An 18,170-nucleotide genomic window follows, 5' to 3' on the forward strand; every position below is an offset into this window, starting at 1 on the left:
TTCTTATTTTTCTATAATCATTGTCACTCCCTGTCCTCTGGCTGCGCAAATAGAAATAAATCCTTTTCCGCTTCCTTTTTCATTGAGAAGTTTGGCGAGTGTGGCAATAATTCTTCCGCCTGTTGCTGCAAACGGGTGGGCTGCGGCTAAACTTCCGCCTTTTACATTCAGTTTATTACGGTCTATTTTTCCCAGTGCTTTTTCAAGTCCGAATTTTTTGGCCAGATCATCATTCTCCCAGATTTTAAGGGTTGCTAAAACCTGTGCTGCAAAAGCTTCATGAATTTCATAATAATCAAAATCCTCAAGGTTCATTCCTGCTTTTTTAAGCATTCTTTCAGCTGCGAAAACCGGTGCCAGAAGTAAATTCTGTCTGTTTTCAACATATTCTATTCCTGCCAGTTCTGAAAATGTGATATAAGCGAGAATAGGAAGATTGTTGGCTTTTGCCCAGTCTTCACTGGCGAGCAAAACAGCAGAAGCTCCATCAGTAAACGGAGTGGAATTTCCGGCTGTTAAAGTTCCATTCTGTTTATCAAAAGCGGGTTTTAGCTGGGCCAGTTTTTCGAGACTTGTGTCACGGCGTAAATTATTATCTTTATCCAAACCGAATGCAGGTGTAATCATATCATCGAAAAAGCCTTCATCATAAGCTTTGGCCATATTCAGATGACTTTTAAAAGCAAGCTCATCCTGGTCTTTGCGCGAAATCTGGTAATATTTTGCTGTGATTTCCGTATGCTCACCCATTACAAGGCCGGTTTTTGGTTCCTGTCCCTTGTAAGGAATGGGCATCCAATCTTTCAGCTTCGGACTTAGTAATTGTTTTAATTTTCCAAAACCGGATTTTTCTTTATTGGCTTTCAGTAAAGCTTTTCTTAGCCTTGCGGATGATTCAAAAGGTATATTGCTCATGGCTTCCACGCCACATGCAATCCCGCTTTCTATCTGCCCGAGAGCAATTTTGTTTCCTATATAAATTGTGGCTTCAATTCCGGTGTCACATGCCTGTTGGATATCACATGCGGGAGTAGCCGGATTCAGAGCTGTATTCATCACGGTTTCACGAATGAGGTTGCTTTCGGAAATATGTTTAATGACTGCTCCGCCTGCAACCTCACCAAGAAGTTTTCCCTTTAGGTGGTAGCGGTTTATTAATCCGTTCAGAGCCGAAAGCAACAGATCCTGATTTCCAGCCTCTGTATAAGCGGTATTGATTCGTGCAAAAGGAATTCTGTTGTATCCTACAATTGCTACTTTTTTTGTTTCCATGAAGTTAATTTTTGGATGGAACAGTTTTAAGATCCTTATCGATACTGAGTAAGATTCTGTCCAGAGCCTGATTCAGGTATTTTTCATCACCGGTTGTTTTGGAGAGTAAGATTCCGCCTTCAATCAGCATAATATATAATGAAGCATATTCGTCTGCATCCAGATTGTTTTTTATTTCATGATTTTCCTGTCCCTGCACAATTACTTTAGAAATCTTTTTGATCCAGTTTTCAAAAGATCTGGTCACCTGGCTTTTTAACCGGGGAAAAGTGTCATCAGCTTCAGTGGCAGCATTCATCAGCGGGCAGCCTCCATTGGCAAAAACGACTTTCCAGTTCTTCCGGTAGAAAGCTACAAAAGCCTGTAATTTATTTATCGTTGTCGGAAACTGATCACCCAGTGAATGAGCCATACTTTTACTCAGCATACCTGAATTGTATTTATAAGCTTCAAGGGCAACCTCGTCTTTATTCTCAAAGTTTCCATAGATGCTGCCTTTTGTTAACCCTGTCGCTTCCGTAATATCAGAAAGCGACGTAGAGATATAGCCTTTGGTATTAAACAAAGGAGCTGTTTTCTCAATGATGAATTGTTTGGTCTTTTCTGCTTTTGACATGATCATGAATTTAGATGCAAATATACAAAAATATACCGAATGGTATATTTGTTTCAAAAATTAAGTCTGAGGACTCTAAAAGAGCTTCAGACCTAATTTTATATGATTGGAAAAAAATCTTTATTAGGCTAAAGTAGCATTCAGAGTAATCTCAAAATTGAAGGCTGCACTTACAGGACATCCTTCTTCTGCTATTTTAGCATACTTCTGAAATTCTTCCTCAGAAATTCCCGGAACTTTTGCGGTTAAGGTTAATTCTGATTTTGTAATTTTTCCGATGTTTGGATCTAAAGTAATCACTGAAGTGGTTTTTAATTCTTCCGGAGTAAAGCCGGCCTGGGATAATTCAGCACTTAGCTTCATGGTGAAGCATCCTGCATGGGCAGCAGCTAATAATTCTTCAGGGTTGGTTCCCACACCATCTGCAAAACGGCTGTTGAAAGAATATTGAGTCTGGTTTAAAATTGTGCTTTGTGTCGTGATATGTCCGTTTCCTTCTTTAATGTTACCGTTCCAAACGGCTGTTGCGTTACGTCTCATAATGTTTGTTTTTTATTGTTTAATATGTTTGATTTTGATGTTACAAAGATAGGATGGTTACTTGCCGGAATAAATAGATAAAAGGGATTAAATATTGTACTTTTTTCCTGAAGAGTAATTTTTTTTGAAATTAGCAGGTGTGCTGCCCACTTTATTGGTGAAAAGCCGGTTAAAATATGCCGGATCTTCATAGCCCAGATCATAGGCGATTTCTTTCACAGGTTTATCAGTATAAAAAAGAAGTCTTTTAGCTTCCAGCAAGATTCTGTTGATAATAAGCTGATTGGGAGATTCGATATGCAGGCTTTTAAACTTGTGGGTAAGTGTTTTGGGAGCGACATGCAATAATTCCGCATAATCTGCTACATTATGTTTTTCTCTGAAATGAATTTCCAGATTTCTGCTGAAGTCCCTGAAAATATCAAGTTCATTATTGGGAATATTCACCGTTTCGGTCTGCAGGTTTTGTTTTTTCCATTTCCGGGTCGCATGAATGATGATCTGTTTTAAATAGGTTCTGATCATTTCTTCACCGGAAGATTCTTTCCATTCAAGCTCATTCTTTATATGGCTGAATAAACTTCTGATAATATTTTCTTCTGAAGAATCAAGTTCTACTTTCGGAATTTCAAATACATTATGAAAAAGCAATCCGTCACAGGCAACCTCTTTGTCATGAATCTGGATACAGTAAAAATCCCTGTTATAATGGAGAAGGATAGACTCATCAGCATTTCCTTTTTTGACATCGAAATATTGATTGGTCAGGAAAAACAGGGTAGGCGTTTTTGTTTTATAATCATTAAAGTCTATCCTTAATTCATATCCCGGTGGGACAAAAAAAACTTTGATCTCAGAATTGAATTTATTTTCATTCAGGTGCTCTAAATTTTCCCCGGAAAAAATACCCAATCCAAACCTTTTGTAGTGATCTTCAAAAATGAAATTATGTAGCTGCATGAATAGACTTAAAGAATAAAGATACAAAAAAGGAGTAGTGAGGAATGTTAAATTATTGAATTATGCTTCAATTTTTAACAATAAGCTTGTACTGTCGTAGTGTAATCAGGATTCTATAAAAAATAAAAAATAAAATTTATATATTTCCATTTGCGTCATAGGATCAATGGTGTAAAGATTTGCGTTTGTGTTATAATTTAATTTTCTTTAAAAAAATAAATGGCTAAATGAGCAACTTAGAAAATATTTTAAGAGAAATAACCCCCTTATCTCTTGAAGACAGTTTTCTTGTATTTGACAGGATAAAGACCTCTTTTGATTTTCCGTATCATTATCACCCGGAAATTGAGATCAATTTTATCTACAAAGGAAAAGGGTATCGCCGGATGATCGGAGACCACACCGGAGAGATCGGGAATATTGAACTGGTACTGGTTGGTCCCAATCTGCCTCACTGCTGGGCAAATTATAAATGCAAAACAAGGAAAACCCACGAGATTACGGTGCAGTTTAATCAGGATTTTTTTAACCAGTCATTGATGGAAAAGAATATCCTGAAACCCATTAATAACCTGATCAAAGATTCAATCAGAGGAATTTTGTTTTCCCGTGAAACTGCTGAAAAGCTGATGGAATCTTTTCTCAATCTGTCCAAAATGAATAGTTTTGAATCTTTCATTGAGATCATGAAAATTCTTAACGAATTGGCGATTGCTGAAGACAAAACGTTTTTATCATCCTACAGCATAGAGCTTGAAACCTTCGTTGATAATGATAAAATGAAGGTTGTTCATGATTTTGTCCATAAAAATTTTGAAAATAAAATAACACTGGATGACGTTGCGTCACTTGTCAATATGAGCAATGTGACCTTCAACAGATTCATCAAAAAAAGAACGGGGAAGACTTTTGTGAATTATCTTAATGAAATAAGAATCGGGTATGCGGCCCGCTGGCTGATGGAAAAAAACCTTACCGTTTTCGAGATTGCTTTTGAGGCTGGCTTTAATAATATCGCCAATTTCAACAAGGTTTTTAAATCCATTAAAAAAACAACGCCTACCGAATTCAAAGAACAGTTCAAAGGAGTGAAAAAAATCGAATAATGTTTTTTTGGCTTAAAAAAAGTGAATACATATTTTCAAAATCCGGACAATAAGGTTCGGATTTTTCTTTTAAATCAGATAAAATTAACGGTAATCTGGAAAAAATGGCAGAAAAATTACATTACATTCTCAATTTTAAAAACTATGTATAGTGTTGTAAATCAGGGCTTAATTAAGGTTGTTGAAAATCATCAGAAAAAATAATATCGTTTTATGATAAAATAGTATTATATCCGGGTGGCTACAAAATTTAGATTTGCTAATATGAATTAAATCTTAACAAAACTTTAATTATTTGATGCCAATAAAACATAATATTTAACAAAATATGTTTTAAAGCTGAAAAATAATATTTAAAGCAATTTAATTGAATTCTCAAATAAACCTTAACTAAACTAAACTTATGAGAAAAACTGTTATTCCAATTTTATTAGCTTTTCCTTTGTTTGGGTATGCGCAAGATACAAAGTCTGCCGACACTACTAAAACAGTTAATATCCAAGAGGTGGTTGTTACTTCTCTGGGTATTAAAAGGCAGGCGCGTTCTTTGACATACTCCAGCCAGCAGATTGGCGGAGATGATCTTACTGAAGTGAAAACTCCCAATCTTTTAAACTCTATCAACGGAAAAGTTTCCAACGTGCAGATCAATAAAACCAACGGGGGTGTCGGTGGATCGGTAAGAGTGGTGATGAGGGGAGATAAATCTACCAGAAACAGCCAGCCGTTGTATGTCATTGACGGGATTCCTATCATTAATAACACAGGAGTCACGGGTACAGGAGGCCCAAATGTAGATTATTTTGCATCTATGCCTGATACAGGAGATGTATTGAGTACCATTAACCCTGAAGATATTGAGAGCATCAACTTTCTGAAAGGAGCTTCTGCCGCCGCTTTATACGGAGCACAAGGAAGTAACGGGGCGATACTTATTACGACGAAAAAAGGAACTGTTGGAAGAAGCAGTCTTTCTTATACTTCGAGTTTGACATTTGATAAAGTTTATAATCTTCCAAAGCTTCAGCACAGCTACCTTCAAACGACACCTTATGATCCGGCCAACGGAAACACAGGATCATACGATAGCTGGGGACCAAAAGGTTCTTCTAAAGATTATACTAAAGACTTTTTCCAAACCGGAGCTACATGGATTAACAGTGTAAGTTTTCAGGCGGGTAACGAAAAAACAACTAATTTTTTCTCTTTAGGAAATACGACCAATAAAGGAATTATTCCTACTTCTAACTTAGATCAGTATAACATAAATTATAGAACAACGAGTAAATTTCTGAATGATAAACTTGTTTTGGATGCGAATGTAATGGCCTCATTACAAAACTCCAAAAACAGATTGTCACCGGGATCATATTTTTCTCCTATTACCAATCTTTATTGGTTGCCGAGAGGAGTAGATTTTGATCAGTTTGCTCAAAATTATTCTTACTTTGAAAAATCGAGGTATCTGGATGCGCAAAACTGGTGGGCAATAAAACCAAATGGAGAATTTGTAGATAATGAAACCCAGAACCCGTATTGGATCCTTAATAAAAACCCGGTAATAACAAAAAATAAAAATTTATACGGATCTGCAGCGTTAAGCTATACGATCAATAGCTGGTTAACTGCAAAAGTCAGAGGGAATTATAATTATTTTAGTTCAGATTCTCAAAGAAATGTGGCAGCATATTCCCAACCAACTGTTTTGGGATTAGAAACTAAGATCAGTAATGGGAAAATTTATAAAAACACAATTGAGAAGACAACTACATACGGTGATTTCTTATTAATAGGTAATCCCAAAATTAATGATGACATCAGCTTGGATTTCACTTTAGGAACCAGTATTTCTGATCTGAAATATAGCATTACAAATATCGAAAATAACAGGCTTTTTGTTGCCAATTTATTTACCCTTAATAATTTAGATTGGGGAAATCAACAAGGTGAGGGAGTTTTTGGTAATGGAAGAAGCTATACGATTACAAACCCGCACAGACAGGATCAGTCTGTATTTGCAAGCGCAAGCTTTGGGTATAAGAGCAAAGTATATCTGGATCTTACATTCAGAAATGACTGGTCTTCAACCTTAGCCGGAACGGGTAATAACGGGATTGATTATGAATCGATAGGAGCGAATGGGATTCTGACAGAGATTTTCAGCCTTCCACAAGCTATTTCTTTCTGGAAAGTGAGAGCATCTTATGCCACAGTAGGAAATGCATTGGATCCTACCTCCACCATGCCACAACCGGAATTTAATGGCGGGGTTATCACAGGGTCTTATTCTTCTGCTCCTGTAAGTAATGAAATGTTTAGAGATTTATATCCAAAACCCGAATTCAACAGAACCTTTGAGGCCGGAACAGAATTAAGAATGTTCCATAATAAATTATCTTTTGATTTTACATTCTATAATTCTGTGGTTAGCAATCAATACCTGAAAGGGGTTGACGCAGCCACCAATTTTGGAGTACAGTCTGGTAAAGTGGATATTAATGCGGGCAAAATTCAGAACATAGGTTTTGAATCAAGTTTATCATACAAAATTTTTAACAGTGAAAAATTTGGATGGACAGCTACTCTTAATGCTTCAGCAAATAAAAACAGGATAAAAGAACTTTTACCTATGAAATATTATCCGGATCCGGATAAGCTCTTTGTATTGACCGGAGGTGGCTTCAATATGTTAAAGGTTGGAGGCTCGTTTGGTGATCTTTATGGTACCGTATTTAAAAGAGATTCTGAGGGAAGAATAATTGTAGGAGCTAATGGCGTTCCACTCATTGACAGTGATAAAAGAAAACAGTATCTTGGAAATCCTAATCCAAAATTTATGCTGGGTCTTAATAATAATTTCTCCATTGGAAAGCTTAATGTAAGTTTCCTTGTAGACGGAAGGTTTGGAGGCCAGGTTTTAGGGTTTACCCAATCGGTTAATGATGGTTTAGGAGTAAGCCAGGCATCGGCAGATGCCAGAGATGCTGGTGGGGTTTCTATTCCCAATGCAGTATATGAGAACGGTACTCCTTATACAGGGTTAACGGATGCTGAAGATTATTATAAGTCAGTTGGCGGAAGAGATGGTATAAACGAAGCTTATATTTACAAAGCTACTGCCGTTAGATTAAGACAGGCTTCCATTTCTTATACACTCAAAACGAATTCAAAAATTTTTAAAGATGCTACAGTAAGCATTATCGGAACTAACTTATTCTTCTTCTACAAGGATGCTCCTTTCGATCCTGAACAGGTATCGGGTGTAAATCCTGGCGGAGTGGGTGTTGATATGTTTGGAACACCGATTACGCGTTCTTTAGGTGTCTCTTTAAAAGCAAACTTCTAATCTCCTGAAATATGAAAAAAATAAATTCTAAAATAGTTATTTTGAGCATGGTAGCTGCTCTATTTGCCGGTAGCTGTACCAAAGACTTTGAAGATATAAATTCACAATATAGTGGCATCACCGACGAACAGTTACTTGCAGATTTTGTGGCTCTTACCAATCCGATGAAACAGATGCAGAAGAACCTTCAGAATCCTACAAACTGGATATATCAGCTACAAACTAATTTAAATGCTGATATGTACAGTGGTCTGTTCAGTACAGCCACTCCTTACAACGGCGGAAAAAACAACACTACTTATTTCATGATGGATGGTTGGAATGAAAGGATAATGATGAATCAGCTTGAAGATGTAAATCAGCAGTATAAAAATTTCTTCGCACAGTCAGAAGAAAAGTATCCGGGAGTAGATTTCTCTCAATCAAAAGCCATTCTTATGATTTTAAGAGTGATTGCCACTCAGAAAGTTTCAGATGCTCATGGACCTGTAATTTATAGCAAATTTCAATCTCCCAATTCAAATGGGGTTACTGATTTTGACTCACAGCAAGATGCCTACAACTATTTTGTTGCAGACCTTAATAAAGCGATTCAGGCTTTTTCCGGAACACTAAGTATAGAAGATAAAACAGTAATACAGAAATCTGATGTTGTGTTTTCCGGAAATACGGCAAATTGGGCAAGGCTTGCCAACACGCTTAAACTGAGACTTGCCATGAGAATCAGCTATGCAGACCCCGTAAAATCCAAGCAATATGCAGAAGAAGCACTTTCTTCTCCTGCAGGCTTAATTGAAGATAATTCACAAAATGCATTAGTAAGCTATGGTGGAGCTTCCCCATTAAATGATATTATTTATTCCTGGGGAGACTGTAAAATCGGAGCACCTTTAATGGCATTTATGAACGGATATAATGACCCCCGAATTTCAGCTTATGCCAAACCTGCTACAGATCCTACGGTAATCGGAAAATATATAGGGGTAAGACAAGGGGTTGATTTAGGTGGAAGTAAAGACCGATACGGAGATTTCTCTCAGCCAATTGCTGCTGCGGCAACAGGTGATTATTTTTCATCAAGCAACGGTAAAAATAAAATATGTACGGCAGCAGAAACCTGGTTCCTGAAGGCCGAAGCAGCTCTCAGGGGGTATGCAGGAGCAGGAGATGCCGGTGTAAATTACAACAAAGGGATCGAAATGTCATTCGCAGAATGGGGTAAAAATGCAGATTATGCTACTTATGTGGCAGATGCGGTTTCTACGGAAGCTCCATACATTGACCCTAAAGTTCCATCAAATAGTATTTTAGCGGGAGACCCGATGTTAAGTACAATTACAATCAAATGGAACGCGGGAGACTCTTTCGAAAAGAAATTAGAAAGAATTATAACCCAGAAATGGATTGCCATTTATCCTGACGGGTCCGAAGCATGGGCAGAGCAGAGAAGAACAGGCTATCCGGTCATTTTCAAAAATATTCTGAATGACAGCCAGGGAACGATCAGTACCAATGCAATGATCAGGAGAATTCCAATTCCAACCAAATATAGAAACAATACGCTTAATTATCCGCAGGCTGTACAATATCTCGGCGGACCGGATACAGGAGCCACAAAACTTTGGTGGGATAAAAAACCATAATATTAAAAGTACAGAGGCCGTCTCAAATGACAGATATCAATTGATATTTTTTATTCCGGGGTAGAAAAATCTACGTATTTTTTATTTTTCACAATGTTTCGTTTAGACCGGGATGAAACTTTTGAGATGTCCTCTTTCTTTATCATCTATAATTTTAATATGGGAAAAAACAATTCCGGAGCTCAGCTGATAAAACCGATTTTCTGGATCTCAACATTATATTTTGCAATGGGAATGCCCTTTGTAACCATTAATGCAGTCTCCGGGATTATGTATAAAGATATGGGAGTTTCGGATACAAAGATCACTTTCTGGACAGGGCTTATTATGCTTTCCTGGACCCTGAAGCCGCTTTGGAGCCCGTTTCTGGAAATCTATAAAACAAAGAAATTTTTTGTCGTTTTTACCCAGTTTGCCATAGGATTTCTGTTTGCTTTAATAGCATTAAGCCTGCCCCTGAACGATTTTTTCAGGTACAGCATTGCCCTTTTTGCAGTCATTGCATTTTTTGGAGCAACACATGATATTGCTGCAGACGGGACATATATCCATTTTCTGACAAACAAGGAACAGGCAAAATATATAGGATGGCAGGGAGCTTTTTATAACCTGGCTAAAATTATCAGCAGTGGAATTCTGGTGTATTTCGCCGGAGTTCTGGAAAAAAAGAATGGGGTGACCAATGCATGGATGATCATCATGGGAATTTATGCGGTGCTATTTTTCATGGTAGCGGTTTATCATTATTTTTTCTTACCGAAAGAAAACAGACAGGAAAGGCAGACAATGGGGAAAACTGCCGGCAATGTCCGTAAAGAGCTGCTGGAAGTGATCACCTCTTTCTTTACAAAACGAAATATCATATGGTCTGTATTGTTCATTATTTTATACCGTTTTGCAGAAGGATTTGCCATAAAAATTGCTCCTCTGTTTTTTAAAGCTCCGAGAGTCTCCGGAGGATTAGGATTATCCACTTCGGATATCGGGCTTATTTACGGAACATATGGTTCAGCCGCATTTATTTTAGGATCAGTGCTGGCGGGCTATCTGATCTCTTTCCGGGGATTGAAAAAGTCACTAATCTGGCTGTGCTGTGCATTTAATATTCCATTTGTAGTGTATGCATTATTGGCTCACTACCAGCCGGTTGATCTGCTTCCTGTAGGAGCTGCGGTTGTAATCGAATATTTCGGCTATGGCTTTGGCTTTGTGGGGCTTACATTGTATATGATGCAGCAGATTGCACCGGGAAAGCACAAAACCGCCCACTATGCTTTTGCAACAGGTATTATGAACCTTGGGGTAATGATTCCAGGAATGTTCAGCGGAATGATCAGCGACTGGATAGGATATAAAATGTTCTTTATCTGGGTAATGATCGCAGCGATCCCTGCATTCATCATTAGTGCACTGGTTCCTTTTACCTATCCGGAAAAACCAAAAGATCAGTAATCAATCATTTAATTTTAAATAAAAAAGTAAAAATACTTTATGACATCTCAATCAGTAATGATCCCTTGGCAGGATCGTCCGAAAGACTGCCACGATATTATGTGGCGTTTCTCTGAAAATCCGATTATCAACAGATACGCGATACCTACTTCCAACAGTATTTTCAACAGTGCGGTTGTTCCTTTTGAGGATGGGTTTGCAGGCGTTTTCCGATGTGATAACAAAGCGGTACAAATGAATATTTTTGCAGGATTCAGTAAGGATGCCATTAATTGGAATATCAACCATGATCCTATTGAAATGCAGGCCGGGAATACCGAAATGATCGAATCTGATTATAAATACGATCCGCGTGTTACCTTTATAGAAGACCGCTACTGGATCACATGGTGCAACGGATACAACGGGCCGACCATCGGAATTGGCTATACTTTTGATTTTAAAGAGTTTTTTCAGTGCGAAAATGCATTTCTTCCCTTCAACAGAAACGGAGTTCTCTTCCCTGAAAAAATCAATGGAAAATATGCCATGCTGAGCCGTCCGAGTGATAACGGGCATACGCCTTTCGGAGATATCTACATCAGCTACAGTCCTGATATGAAATACTGGGGCGAACACCGTTGTGTAATGAAAGTGACACCGTTTGAAGACAGCGCATGGCAGTGTACAAAAATAGGAGCAGGACCTGTTCCCATCAAAACAAACGAAGGGTGGCTGCTTTTCTATCATGGGGTGATCAATACCTGCAGAGGTTTCCGGTATTCTATGGGAGCGGCACTGCTTGATCTTGAAGACCCTTCAAAAGTATTATACCGTACAAAACCATACCTGCTGGCTCCGGCTGAGCTTTATGAGCTTACGGGAGATATTCCTAATGTGATCTTCCCTTGTGCTGCATTATCAGAAGACGATAAAGTAGCTGTTTACTACGGTGCTGCCGATACGGTGGTGGCCGTGGCGTTTGGATATATTTCAGAAATTATTGATTTTATAAAAAAGAATTCAATTTAAAACCAGCTCTAAGTTCCTGGAAATGATGATAAACATTGTTTTTCTTATTTATAGCATCATTGTTATGATTTTTATATTTTTAAATAAACTCTTATCTTAAAAAAAATTTGAGATCTCCTTATTATGAAAAAAGAACTGTTGATATATTTTTTGATCACTTTGTTTTCCCACACTGCGAATGCCCAGCAAAATAAGAATGATGTTCTTTCCTGGGTAGACCCGTTTATAGGAACCGGAGGGCATGGTCATACATTTCCGGGAGCTACGACACCATTCGGGATGATACAGCTAAGCCCGGACCAGAATACCAAAAGCGGTGACTGGGACTGGTGTTCAGGATATCATTACAGCAGCAAGACGATCATGGGATTCAGTCATAATCATCTTAGCGGAACCGGTTGGGCAGACCTTGGAGACATTCTGGTAATGCCTACCGTGGGAGATGTAAAAATGCTTCCGGGTTCAGAAGATAAACCTGAGACAGGATACCGCTCAAAATTCAGCCACGAAAGAGAAACGGCATCGCCGGGATACTATTCGGTTATGCTGGACAGTTACGGGATCAAGGCTGAGTTGACGGCTTCTCCGAGAGTGGGATTCCATAAATATACTTTTCCAAAAAGTGGAGAATCCAATATTATTATAGACCCTACCAATAAAATCTTCGGAAATGTATATCATACCCTTGTAAGCATAGAAGGAAACAATAAGATTAAAGGATATTGCTACAGCACAGGTTGGGGTGGAAAAAGATTTGCCTATTTTGTAATGGAGTTTTCAAAACCGTTTAAATCTTATGGGGTTTATTCAGAAGGAAAAATAAAAAACAATGAAAAAATAGCCCTTGCCAAAGATGCCAAAGCTTTTGTAAGATTTTCTACCCAAAAGGATGAAAGCATCGAGGTAAAAGTTTCCCTGTCTCCCGTAAGTACAGAAGGTGCACAGGAGAATTTTGATGCTGAAGCTAAAAATGTGGATTTTGCAAAAGCAAAAGAGACCGCACAAAATACATGGAGAGATCTTATCAACAGGTTCCAGGTAACAGGAGGTACAGACGATCAGAGAAAAATTTTCTATACAGGTGTATATCATACGTTCATTGCACCCAATCTTTATATGGATGCCAACGGTGACTATGTTGCCGCTGAAGAAAATATGAACACCAAATGGTTTACCAATTACAGCACCTATTCTTACTGGGACGGTTTCCGTGCAACCCATCCGCTGCTGACGATCATGGATCAGAAACATACCAAAGAATTTGCCAACTCGCTGATCAGCAGGTATACCGATCGAAAAGATCATATGCCGATCTGGGAACTTTGCGGCTATGATAATTTCTGTATGTTGGGTTATCACAGTGTATCGGTGATCTGGGATGCCATTTCCAAAGGTGTTCCCGGAATTGATCCGGAGAAAGCATTCGCTGCAATGAAAGATGCTTCTTTAACAGATAAAATGAGCAGCAGTGATGGCGGTGGCGGTCTTAACGATTATATTAAACTGGGCTATACACCGTCAGAAAACGGAGCTTCCGTTTCGGCAACTCTGGAATATTCATATGACGACTGGTGCATTCAGCAGCTGGCAGAAAAATTAGGTAAAAAAGAAGACGCTGAGGTTTACAAAAAACGTTCTATGAGCTTCCTCAACACATTCAATAAAGAGAATAATCATTTCTGGCCAAAACAGAAAAACGGAGAATTCCTGGCTGATTTCAAGTTAAATGACTGGAAAAAGCTCCAGCCTCACTGGGTTTCAGGAAATATCTGGGCCTATGACTTCTTCGCTCCCCATCAGATCGATGAAATGATGAACCTTTATGGCGGAAAGAAAGGATTTGAAGACAAGCTGGACAAAACTTTTACCGAAGCCCTGAAAATGGAAGGTGAGCAGCATGTTGATATCTCAGGATTCATCGGGTCTTTAGGATTCGGTGATGAGCCGGGACATCATGTTCCTTATCTCTACAATTATGCAGGTGCTCCTTACAAAACCCAGAAGATGGTAAAATTCATCCGTGACAATATGTATGCGGCAAAGCCTGATGGAATTGTAAATAATGAAGACTGCGGGCAAATGTCGGCATGGTACATCTTCTCTTCATTAGGCTTTTATCCGGTGACACCCGGTAAACCTGTATATGCCATTGGTGCACCGCAATTCCCGAAAGTTTCTCTAAAGCTGGAAAATGGGAAAACCTTCACCGTTGTTGCAGATAAGATATCCGATAAAAACATCTACGTTCAGAAAATGTTTCTGAATGGTAAAGAATTTAAAAGCTGGGAAATTAATCACAGCGATATTATGAACGGGGGAGAACTAAAGTTTGTAATGGGAAGCAAACCGGCAAAATAAAATTAATAGAAAAAGAATAACGAAATAAAAGTATCAATGGAAAGGAGAAAATTTATAAAAACAAGTGCATTGGCTGGAGCAGGCTTACTGTTTAGCCAGAATGTTTTCGCAAAAAGTTTCAGCATAGAAGAATTTCCTGTTGTTCGTGTACCGAAAGATAAAAGACATTTTACCAGTGAAGCGGTAGACGGCGCCATCTCAGCCTTCAAAAAGAAAGTTAAAAATAAAGAACTGGCATGGCTTTTCGAAAACTGCTTTCCAAACACCTTAGACACTACTGTTTTTTATAAAGAAACCAATGGAATACCGGATACCTATGTAATCACGGGAGATATCGATGCCATGTGGCTTCGTGACAGCTCCGCACAGGTTTTCCCCTATCTTCAGTTTTCAAAAAAAGATGAAAAGCTGCATAAGCTTATCTCGGGAGTTATCCATAAACAGACGGAATTTATCCTGAAAGACCCTTATGCCAACGCATTTTATAATGACGTTAATAAAATAAGCGAATGGAAAGAATTTGACCACACTGATATGAAACCCGGTATCCACGAAAGAAAGTGGGAAATCGATTCACTGTGTTATCCTATCCGTTTAGCGTATCATTTCTGGAAGACGACAGGTGATACAAAACCTTTTGATAATAATTGGCTGCAGGGTATTAAACTTACCTTACAGACTTTTACGGAGCAGCAGAGAAAAACAGGTTTAGGGCCATATAAATTCGAGCGTACTACAGCCTGGGCAACCGATGGTATTCCGATGGGAGGCTATGGTTATCCTACGAATCCGGTTGGGCTTATTCATTCCATGTTCCGTCCAAGTGATGATGCGACGATTTATGCATTCCTGATTCCTTCCAATCTATTCGCCGTAGTAAGCCTGCGCCAGGCTGCCGAAATGGTTTCGCAGATAAAAAATGAAAAAACTCTGGCTCAGCAACTTAACAGCCTTGCTGATGAGGTAGATGCAGCCATCAAAAAATACGGAATCTACAATCACCCTGAACACGGGAAAATATATGCTTTTGAAACCAACGGATTCGGAAGCTACAACCTGATGGATGATGCCAACTGTCCGAGCTTACTGGGATTGCCTTACCTTGATGCTGTAAAACCCGATGATCCGGTTTATCTCAACACCAGAAAATATATCTGGTCGAAAGATAATCCGTTCTTTTTCAAAGGTAAACTGGCAGAAGGAATCGGCGGACCTCATATAGGTCTTGATATGATCTGGCCGATGAGTATCATTATGAAAGCCCTTACGACTAAAGATAAAGCTGAAATTAAATGGTGTATAGAAACCTTACAGAAAACCCATGGCGGAACAGGTTTTATGCATGAATCTTTTCATAAGGATGACGATAAAAAGTTCACCAGGGTATGGTTTGCATGGGCTAATACCTTATTTGGCGAATTATTATGGAAAACCTATAATGAGAACCCGGATTTATTGACCTAAAATCAGCATTTTATAACAACATTCCCACAGATAAAAACTCTTGAAAAATGGAAAGTGCTAAAATTTTTACACCGGTGGAACAGTCTTTTTTAAATGATGTTCCGAGAAATAATAAGGCCAATGTGCCCTATATTGTAGTAGATAATTTTCCTGATTTAGGAATGCTTACAGCACTGCGTTTTCTGGAATGGGTGTATGAAAACCCGAAAGGGGTGATCAGCCTTCCCACCGGAAAAACTCCGGAATATTTTATTTTCTGGACCAAACATATTCTTGAGAACTGGGAAAAAGAAAATATATTAGAACTCAGAAAAAAACACCATTTATTATTTAAAGATAAGCCTTCGCTGGCAGAACTTCATTTTGTACAGATTGATGAATTTTATCCTATAAAATCATCTCAGGCGAATAGTTTTTACCATTACGTAAACAAATATTATATCGAAGGCCTGGGACTGAAAAGAGAAAATGCACAGCTTATCAACTGTGATGAAATCCTGTTGGCTGAAGGAAAAGGTTTTGAAGAAATTTTCCCAGATAACAAAGTAAACCTTGAATTGCGGTACCGGGAAGCACAGAATCCGTTGGAGAAACTTCAGAAAGAATCTATTTTCCTGATTGATAACTGGTGCTCAGACTATGAACAAAAAATCCGTGAATTGGGAGGGATCGGATTTTTCCTTGGCGGGATCGGTCCGGACGGGCACATTGCTTTCAACATTAAAGGTTCAGATCCTTATTCCACGACACGCTTAACTTCTACCAATTTTGAAACACAGGCTGTTGCGGCCGGAGATCTTGGCGGAATTGAAATTTCAAGGGAGCGTCTGGTAATCACTATTGGTCTGGAAACCATTACTTACAACAAAGAAGCAGTAGCCATTATCTTTGCAGCGGGAGAAGCAAAAGCACCCGTGATAAAAAATGCACTGGAGCTGCCTCCTTCCAATCTGTATCCTGCATCTGTCCTTACCCATCTTCCAAACGGCAGATTCTATCTTACACTGGGTGCGGCAAGCATGCTGAATGATTTTGTTGATGATTATTACCGTTCAGGCAGCTGGTCTCAGGAAAAAACAGATAAGGCTGTGATGTCTCTGACCCAGAGGCTTAATAAATACGCGGAACACCTCACTCTGGATGATCTCAGAGAAGATAAATATACAAAGTTAATTCCCGGTCTTGATGAAAATACAACTCAGTCAGTCATAGATTCCATTAAAAGTAAAATAAACAAAGGAACAGAACGCCTCGGGAATGAAGTTTTTTATCATACCGGCCCGCATCATGATGATATTTCTTTAGGGCTTTTACCCTATATTCATTATCAGTCCCGTAATGAAACGAATGAATCCCATTACTCAGTTCTTACCTCAGGATTCACGGCTGTTACCAATAAATTTTTAATAAAAATTCTCTATAATGTCCTTTCTTTCATAGAAAAAGGAGAAATCGAAATGCTTGAATATCCGGACTTTTTTGAAGTTGGATATAAAAATAAAAAAGACAAAGACGTTTATCATTATCTGATCAATATTGCCTCCGGGAATGCAGAGGAAAGATCAAGAGCTGTTTCCCATAGAATGGTAAGGAATATTGTTGAGCTCTGGAACCTGAAAAGCAAACCGGGTTTAGAGGAAAAAATTAATGAAATCATTGCTGCCGTCAATTCCAGTTATGACGGTCAGAATCCCGAGCCGAAGATTCAGACTCTAAAAGGAATGATTCGTGAGTACGAAGAAGAACTGGTTTGGGCCCATTTTGGAGTTAAAACAAAAAATGTTCAGCATCTGAGGCTTGGTTTCTATACCGGGGCTATTTTCACAGAAAAACCGAACCGGGAAAGAGATGTGATTCCCATCCTGCAGCAATTGAGAAACATCAACCCAACGGTCATAAGCCTGGCTTTCGATCCTGAAGGAAGCGGACCGGATACTCATTATAAAGTGCTGCAGGCGATTGCTGAAGCTGTACGTGAATGGGGCAAAGAAAAAGACCTTTCGGATCTTAAAATCTGGGGCTACAGAAATGTCTGGTATCAGTTCAATGCGGCAGATGTTACCCATATCTTTCCCGTATCACTTAATGCAATGAGTACCATGGATGAAAGCTTTACCAACAGTTATATGAGCCAGGTGGATGCCTCATTTCCAAGCTACCGATATAATGGGAAGTTCAGCCACCTTTCAATACAGACCTGGGTAGAACAGTTAAAGGCGGTTCAGCTGATATTGGGGAAACCTTATTTCTATGATAATGAAAGTCCGCGTCTCCGGGCAACTCACGGACTGCTTTTCTTTAAAGAAATGAACGTGGAAGAATTCCTGCAATCTGCCAGAGAGCTCGAAAAATCTACTGAAGGAGCATTCTGATCCGTGTTAAACCTTATCCAACAAAAACAA

The 18,170-nt window shown here is 38.7% G+C and carries 12 protein-coding genes; 8 read left to right on the top strand and 4 right to left on the bottom strand.

The features are described 5' to 3' along the window. Positions 1–3: 3 nt before the first annotated feature. The 4 genes from AB8P06_RS02405 to AB8P06_RS02420 all read right to left on the bottom strand — a co-directional run bounded on the left by AB8P06_RS02405 (position 4) and on the right by AB8P06_RS02420 (position 3,388). Positions 4–1,272, bottom strand: a complete 1,269-nt coding sequence (locus AB8P06_RS02405; protein WP_369837366.1) for an acetyl-CoA C-acetyltransferase — start codon at positions 1,270–1,272, stop codon at positions 4–6. Positions 1,273–1,276: 4 nt separating this feature from the next. Next, positions 1,277–1,888 (bottom strand): TetR/AcrR family transcriptional regulator, encoded by a 612-nt coding sequence (locus AB8P06_RS02410; RefSeq protein ID WP_369837369.1) that lies wholly within the window; start codon positions 1,886–1,888, stop codon positions 1,277–1,279. Positions 1,889–2,011: 123 nt separating this feature from the next. Beyond that, positions 2,012–2,428 (bottom strand): OsmC family protein, encoded by a 417-nt coding sequence (locus tag AB8P06_RS02415; protein WP_369837371.1) that lies wholly within the window; start codon positions 2,426–2,428, stop codon positions 2,012–2,014. A gap of 87 nt (positions 2,429–2,515) precedes the next feature. Then, on the bottom strand, positions 2,516–3,388 hold the full coding sequence (locus tag AB8P06_RS02420) for a helix-turn-helix domain-containing protein (protein WP_369837374.1): 873 nt from the start codon (positions 3,386–3,388) through the stop codon (positions 2,516–2,518). A 227-nt stretch (positions 3,389–3,615) separates the two neighbouring features. On the opposite strand from AB8P06_RS02420, the gene AB8P06_RS02425 reads away from it, so the two are divergent. From AB8P06_RS02425 to AB8P06_RS02460, 8 genes are all read left to right on the top strand, one after another. Next, positions 3,616–4,494, top strand: a complete 879-nt coding sequence (locus AB8P06_RS02425) for an AraC family transcriptional regulator (RefSeq protein ID WP_369837377.1) — start codon at positions 3,616–3,618, stop codon at positions 4,492–4,494. A gap of 403 nt (positions 4,495–4,897) precedes the next feature. Continuing rightward, on the top strand, positions 4,898–7,840 hold the full coding sequence (locus AB8P06_RS02430; RefSeq protein ID WP_369837379.1) for a SusC/RagA family TonB-linked outer membrane protein: 2,943 nt from the start codon (positions 4,898–4,900) through the stop codon (positions 7,838–7,840). 11 nt (positions 7,841–7,851) lie between these two features. After that, complete coding sequence (locus AB8P06_RS02435) at positions 7,852–9,483, top strand: SusD/RagB family nutrient-binding outer membrane lipoprotein (RefSeq protein WP_369837382.1); 1,632 nt, start codon at positions 7,852–7,854, stop codon at positions 9,481–9,483. 159 nt (positions 9,484–9,642) lie between these two features. Beyond that, complete coding sequence (locus AB8P06_RS02440) at positions 9,643–10,935, top strand: MFS transporter (RefSeq protein ID WP_369838370.1); 1,293 nt, start codon at positions 9,643–9,645, stop codon at positions 10,933–10,935. Positions 10,936–10,974: 39 nt separating this feature from the next. After that, complete coding sequence (locus tag AB8P06_RS02445) at positions 10,975–11,946, top strand: glycoside hydrolase family 130 protein (protein ID WP_369837385.1); 972 nt, start codon at positions 10,975–10,977, stop codon at positions 11,944–11,946. A gap of 123 nt (positions 11,947–12,069) precedes the next feature. Next, the gene (locus AB8P06_RS02450; RefSeq protein ID WP_369837387.1) at positions 12,070–14,304 is read left to right on the top strand and encodes a GH92 family glycosyl hydrolase; all 2,235 of its coding nucleotides are present in this window, start codon (positions 12,070–12,072) and stop codon (positions 14,302–14,304) included. A 36-nt stretch (positions 14,305–14,340) separates the two neighbouring features. Next, on the top strand, positions 14,341–15,768 hold the full coding sequence (locus tag AB8P06_RS02455; RefSeq protein WP_369837390.1) for a glycoside hydrolase family 125 protein: 1,428 nt from the start codon (positions 14,341–14,343) through the stop codon (positions 15,766–15,768). 47 nt (positions 15,769–15,815) lie between these two features. Beyond that, complete coding sequence (locus AB8P06_RS02460) at positions 15,816–18,140, top strand: glucosamine-6-phosphate isomerase (RefSeq protein WP_369837393.1); 2,325 nt, start codon at positions 15,816–15,818, stop codon at positions 18,138–18,140. Positions 18,141–18,170: the final 30 nt, after the last annotated feature.

This window comes from Chryseobacterium tongliaonense, from assembly GCF_041224435.1.
GTDB lineage: Bacteria > Bacteroidota > Bacteroidia > Flavobacteriales > Weeksellaceae > Chryseobacterium > Chryseobacterium tongliaoense.

Excerpts from the sequence above, each read along its gene's own strand:
- AB8P06_RS02460 (WP_369837393.1), top strand. The coding sequence starts at position 15,816 with ATGGAAAGTGCTAAAATTTTTACACCGGTGGAACAGTCTTTTTTAAAT.
- AB8P06_RS02435 (WP_369837382.1), top strand. The coding sequence starts at position 7,852 with ATGAAAAAAATAAATTCTAAAATAGTTATTTTGAGCATGGTAGCTGCT.
- AB8P06_RS02405 (WP_369837366.1), bottom strand. The coding sequence starts at position 1,272 with ATGGAAACAAAAAAAGTAGCAATTGTAGGATACAACAGAATTCCTTTT.
- AB8P06_RS02410 (WP_369837369.1), bottom strand. The coding sequence starts at position 1,888 with ATGTCAAAAGCAGAAAAGACCAAACAATTCATCATTGAGAAAACAGCT.
- AB8P06_RS02450 (WP_369837387.1), top strand. The coding sequence starts at position 12,070 with ATGAAAAAAGAACTGTTGATATATTTTTTGATCACTTTGTTTTCCCAC.
- AB8P06_RS02430 (WP_369837379.1), top strand. The coding sequence starts at position 4,898 with ATGAGAAAAACTGTTATTCCAATTTTATTAGCTTTTCCTTTGTTTGGG.
- AB8P06_RS02455 (WP_369837390.1), top strand. The coding sequence starts at position 14,341 with ATGGAAAGGAGAAAATTTATAAAAACAAGTGCATTGGCTGGAGCAGGC.
- AB8P06_RS02445 (WP_369837385.1), top strand. The coding sequence starts at position 10,975 with ATGACATCTCAATCAGTAATGATCCCTTGGCAGGATCGTCCGAAAGAC.
- AB8P06_RS02440 (WP_369838370.1), top strand. The coding sequence starts at position 9,643 with ATGGGAAAAAACAATTCCGGAGCTCAGCTGATAAAACCGATTTTCTGG.
- AB8P06_RS02425 (WP_369837377.1), top strand. The coding sequence starts at position 3,616 with ATGAGCAACTTAGAAAATATTTTAAGAGAAATAACCCCCTTATCTCTT.
- AB8P06_RS02420 (WP_369837374.1), bottom strand. The coding sequence starts at position 3,388 with ATGCAGCTACATAATTTCATTTTTGAAGATCACTACAAAAGGTTTGGA.
- AB8P06_RS02415 (WP_369837371.1), bottom strand. The coding sequence starts at position 2,428 with ATGAGACGTAACGCAACAGCCGTTTGGAACGGTAACATTAAAGAAGGA.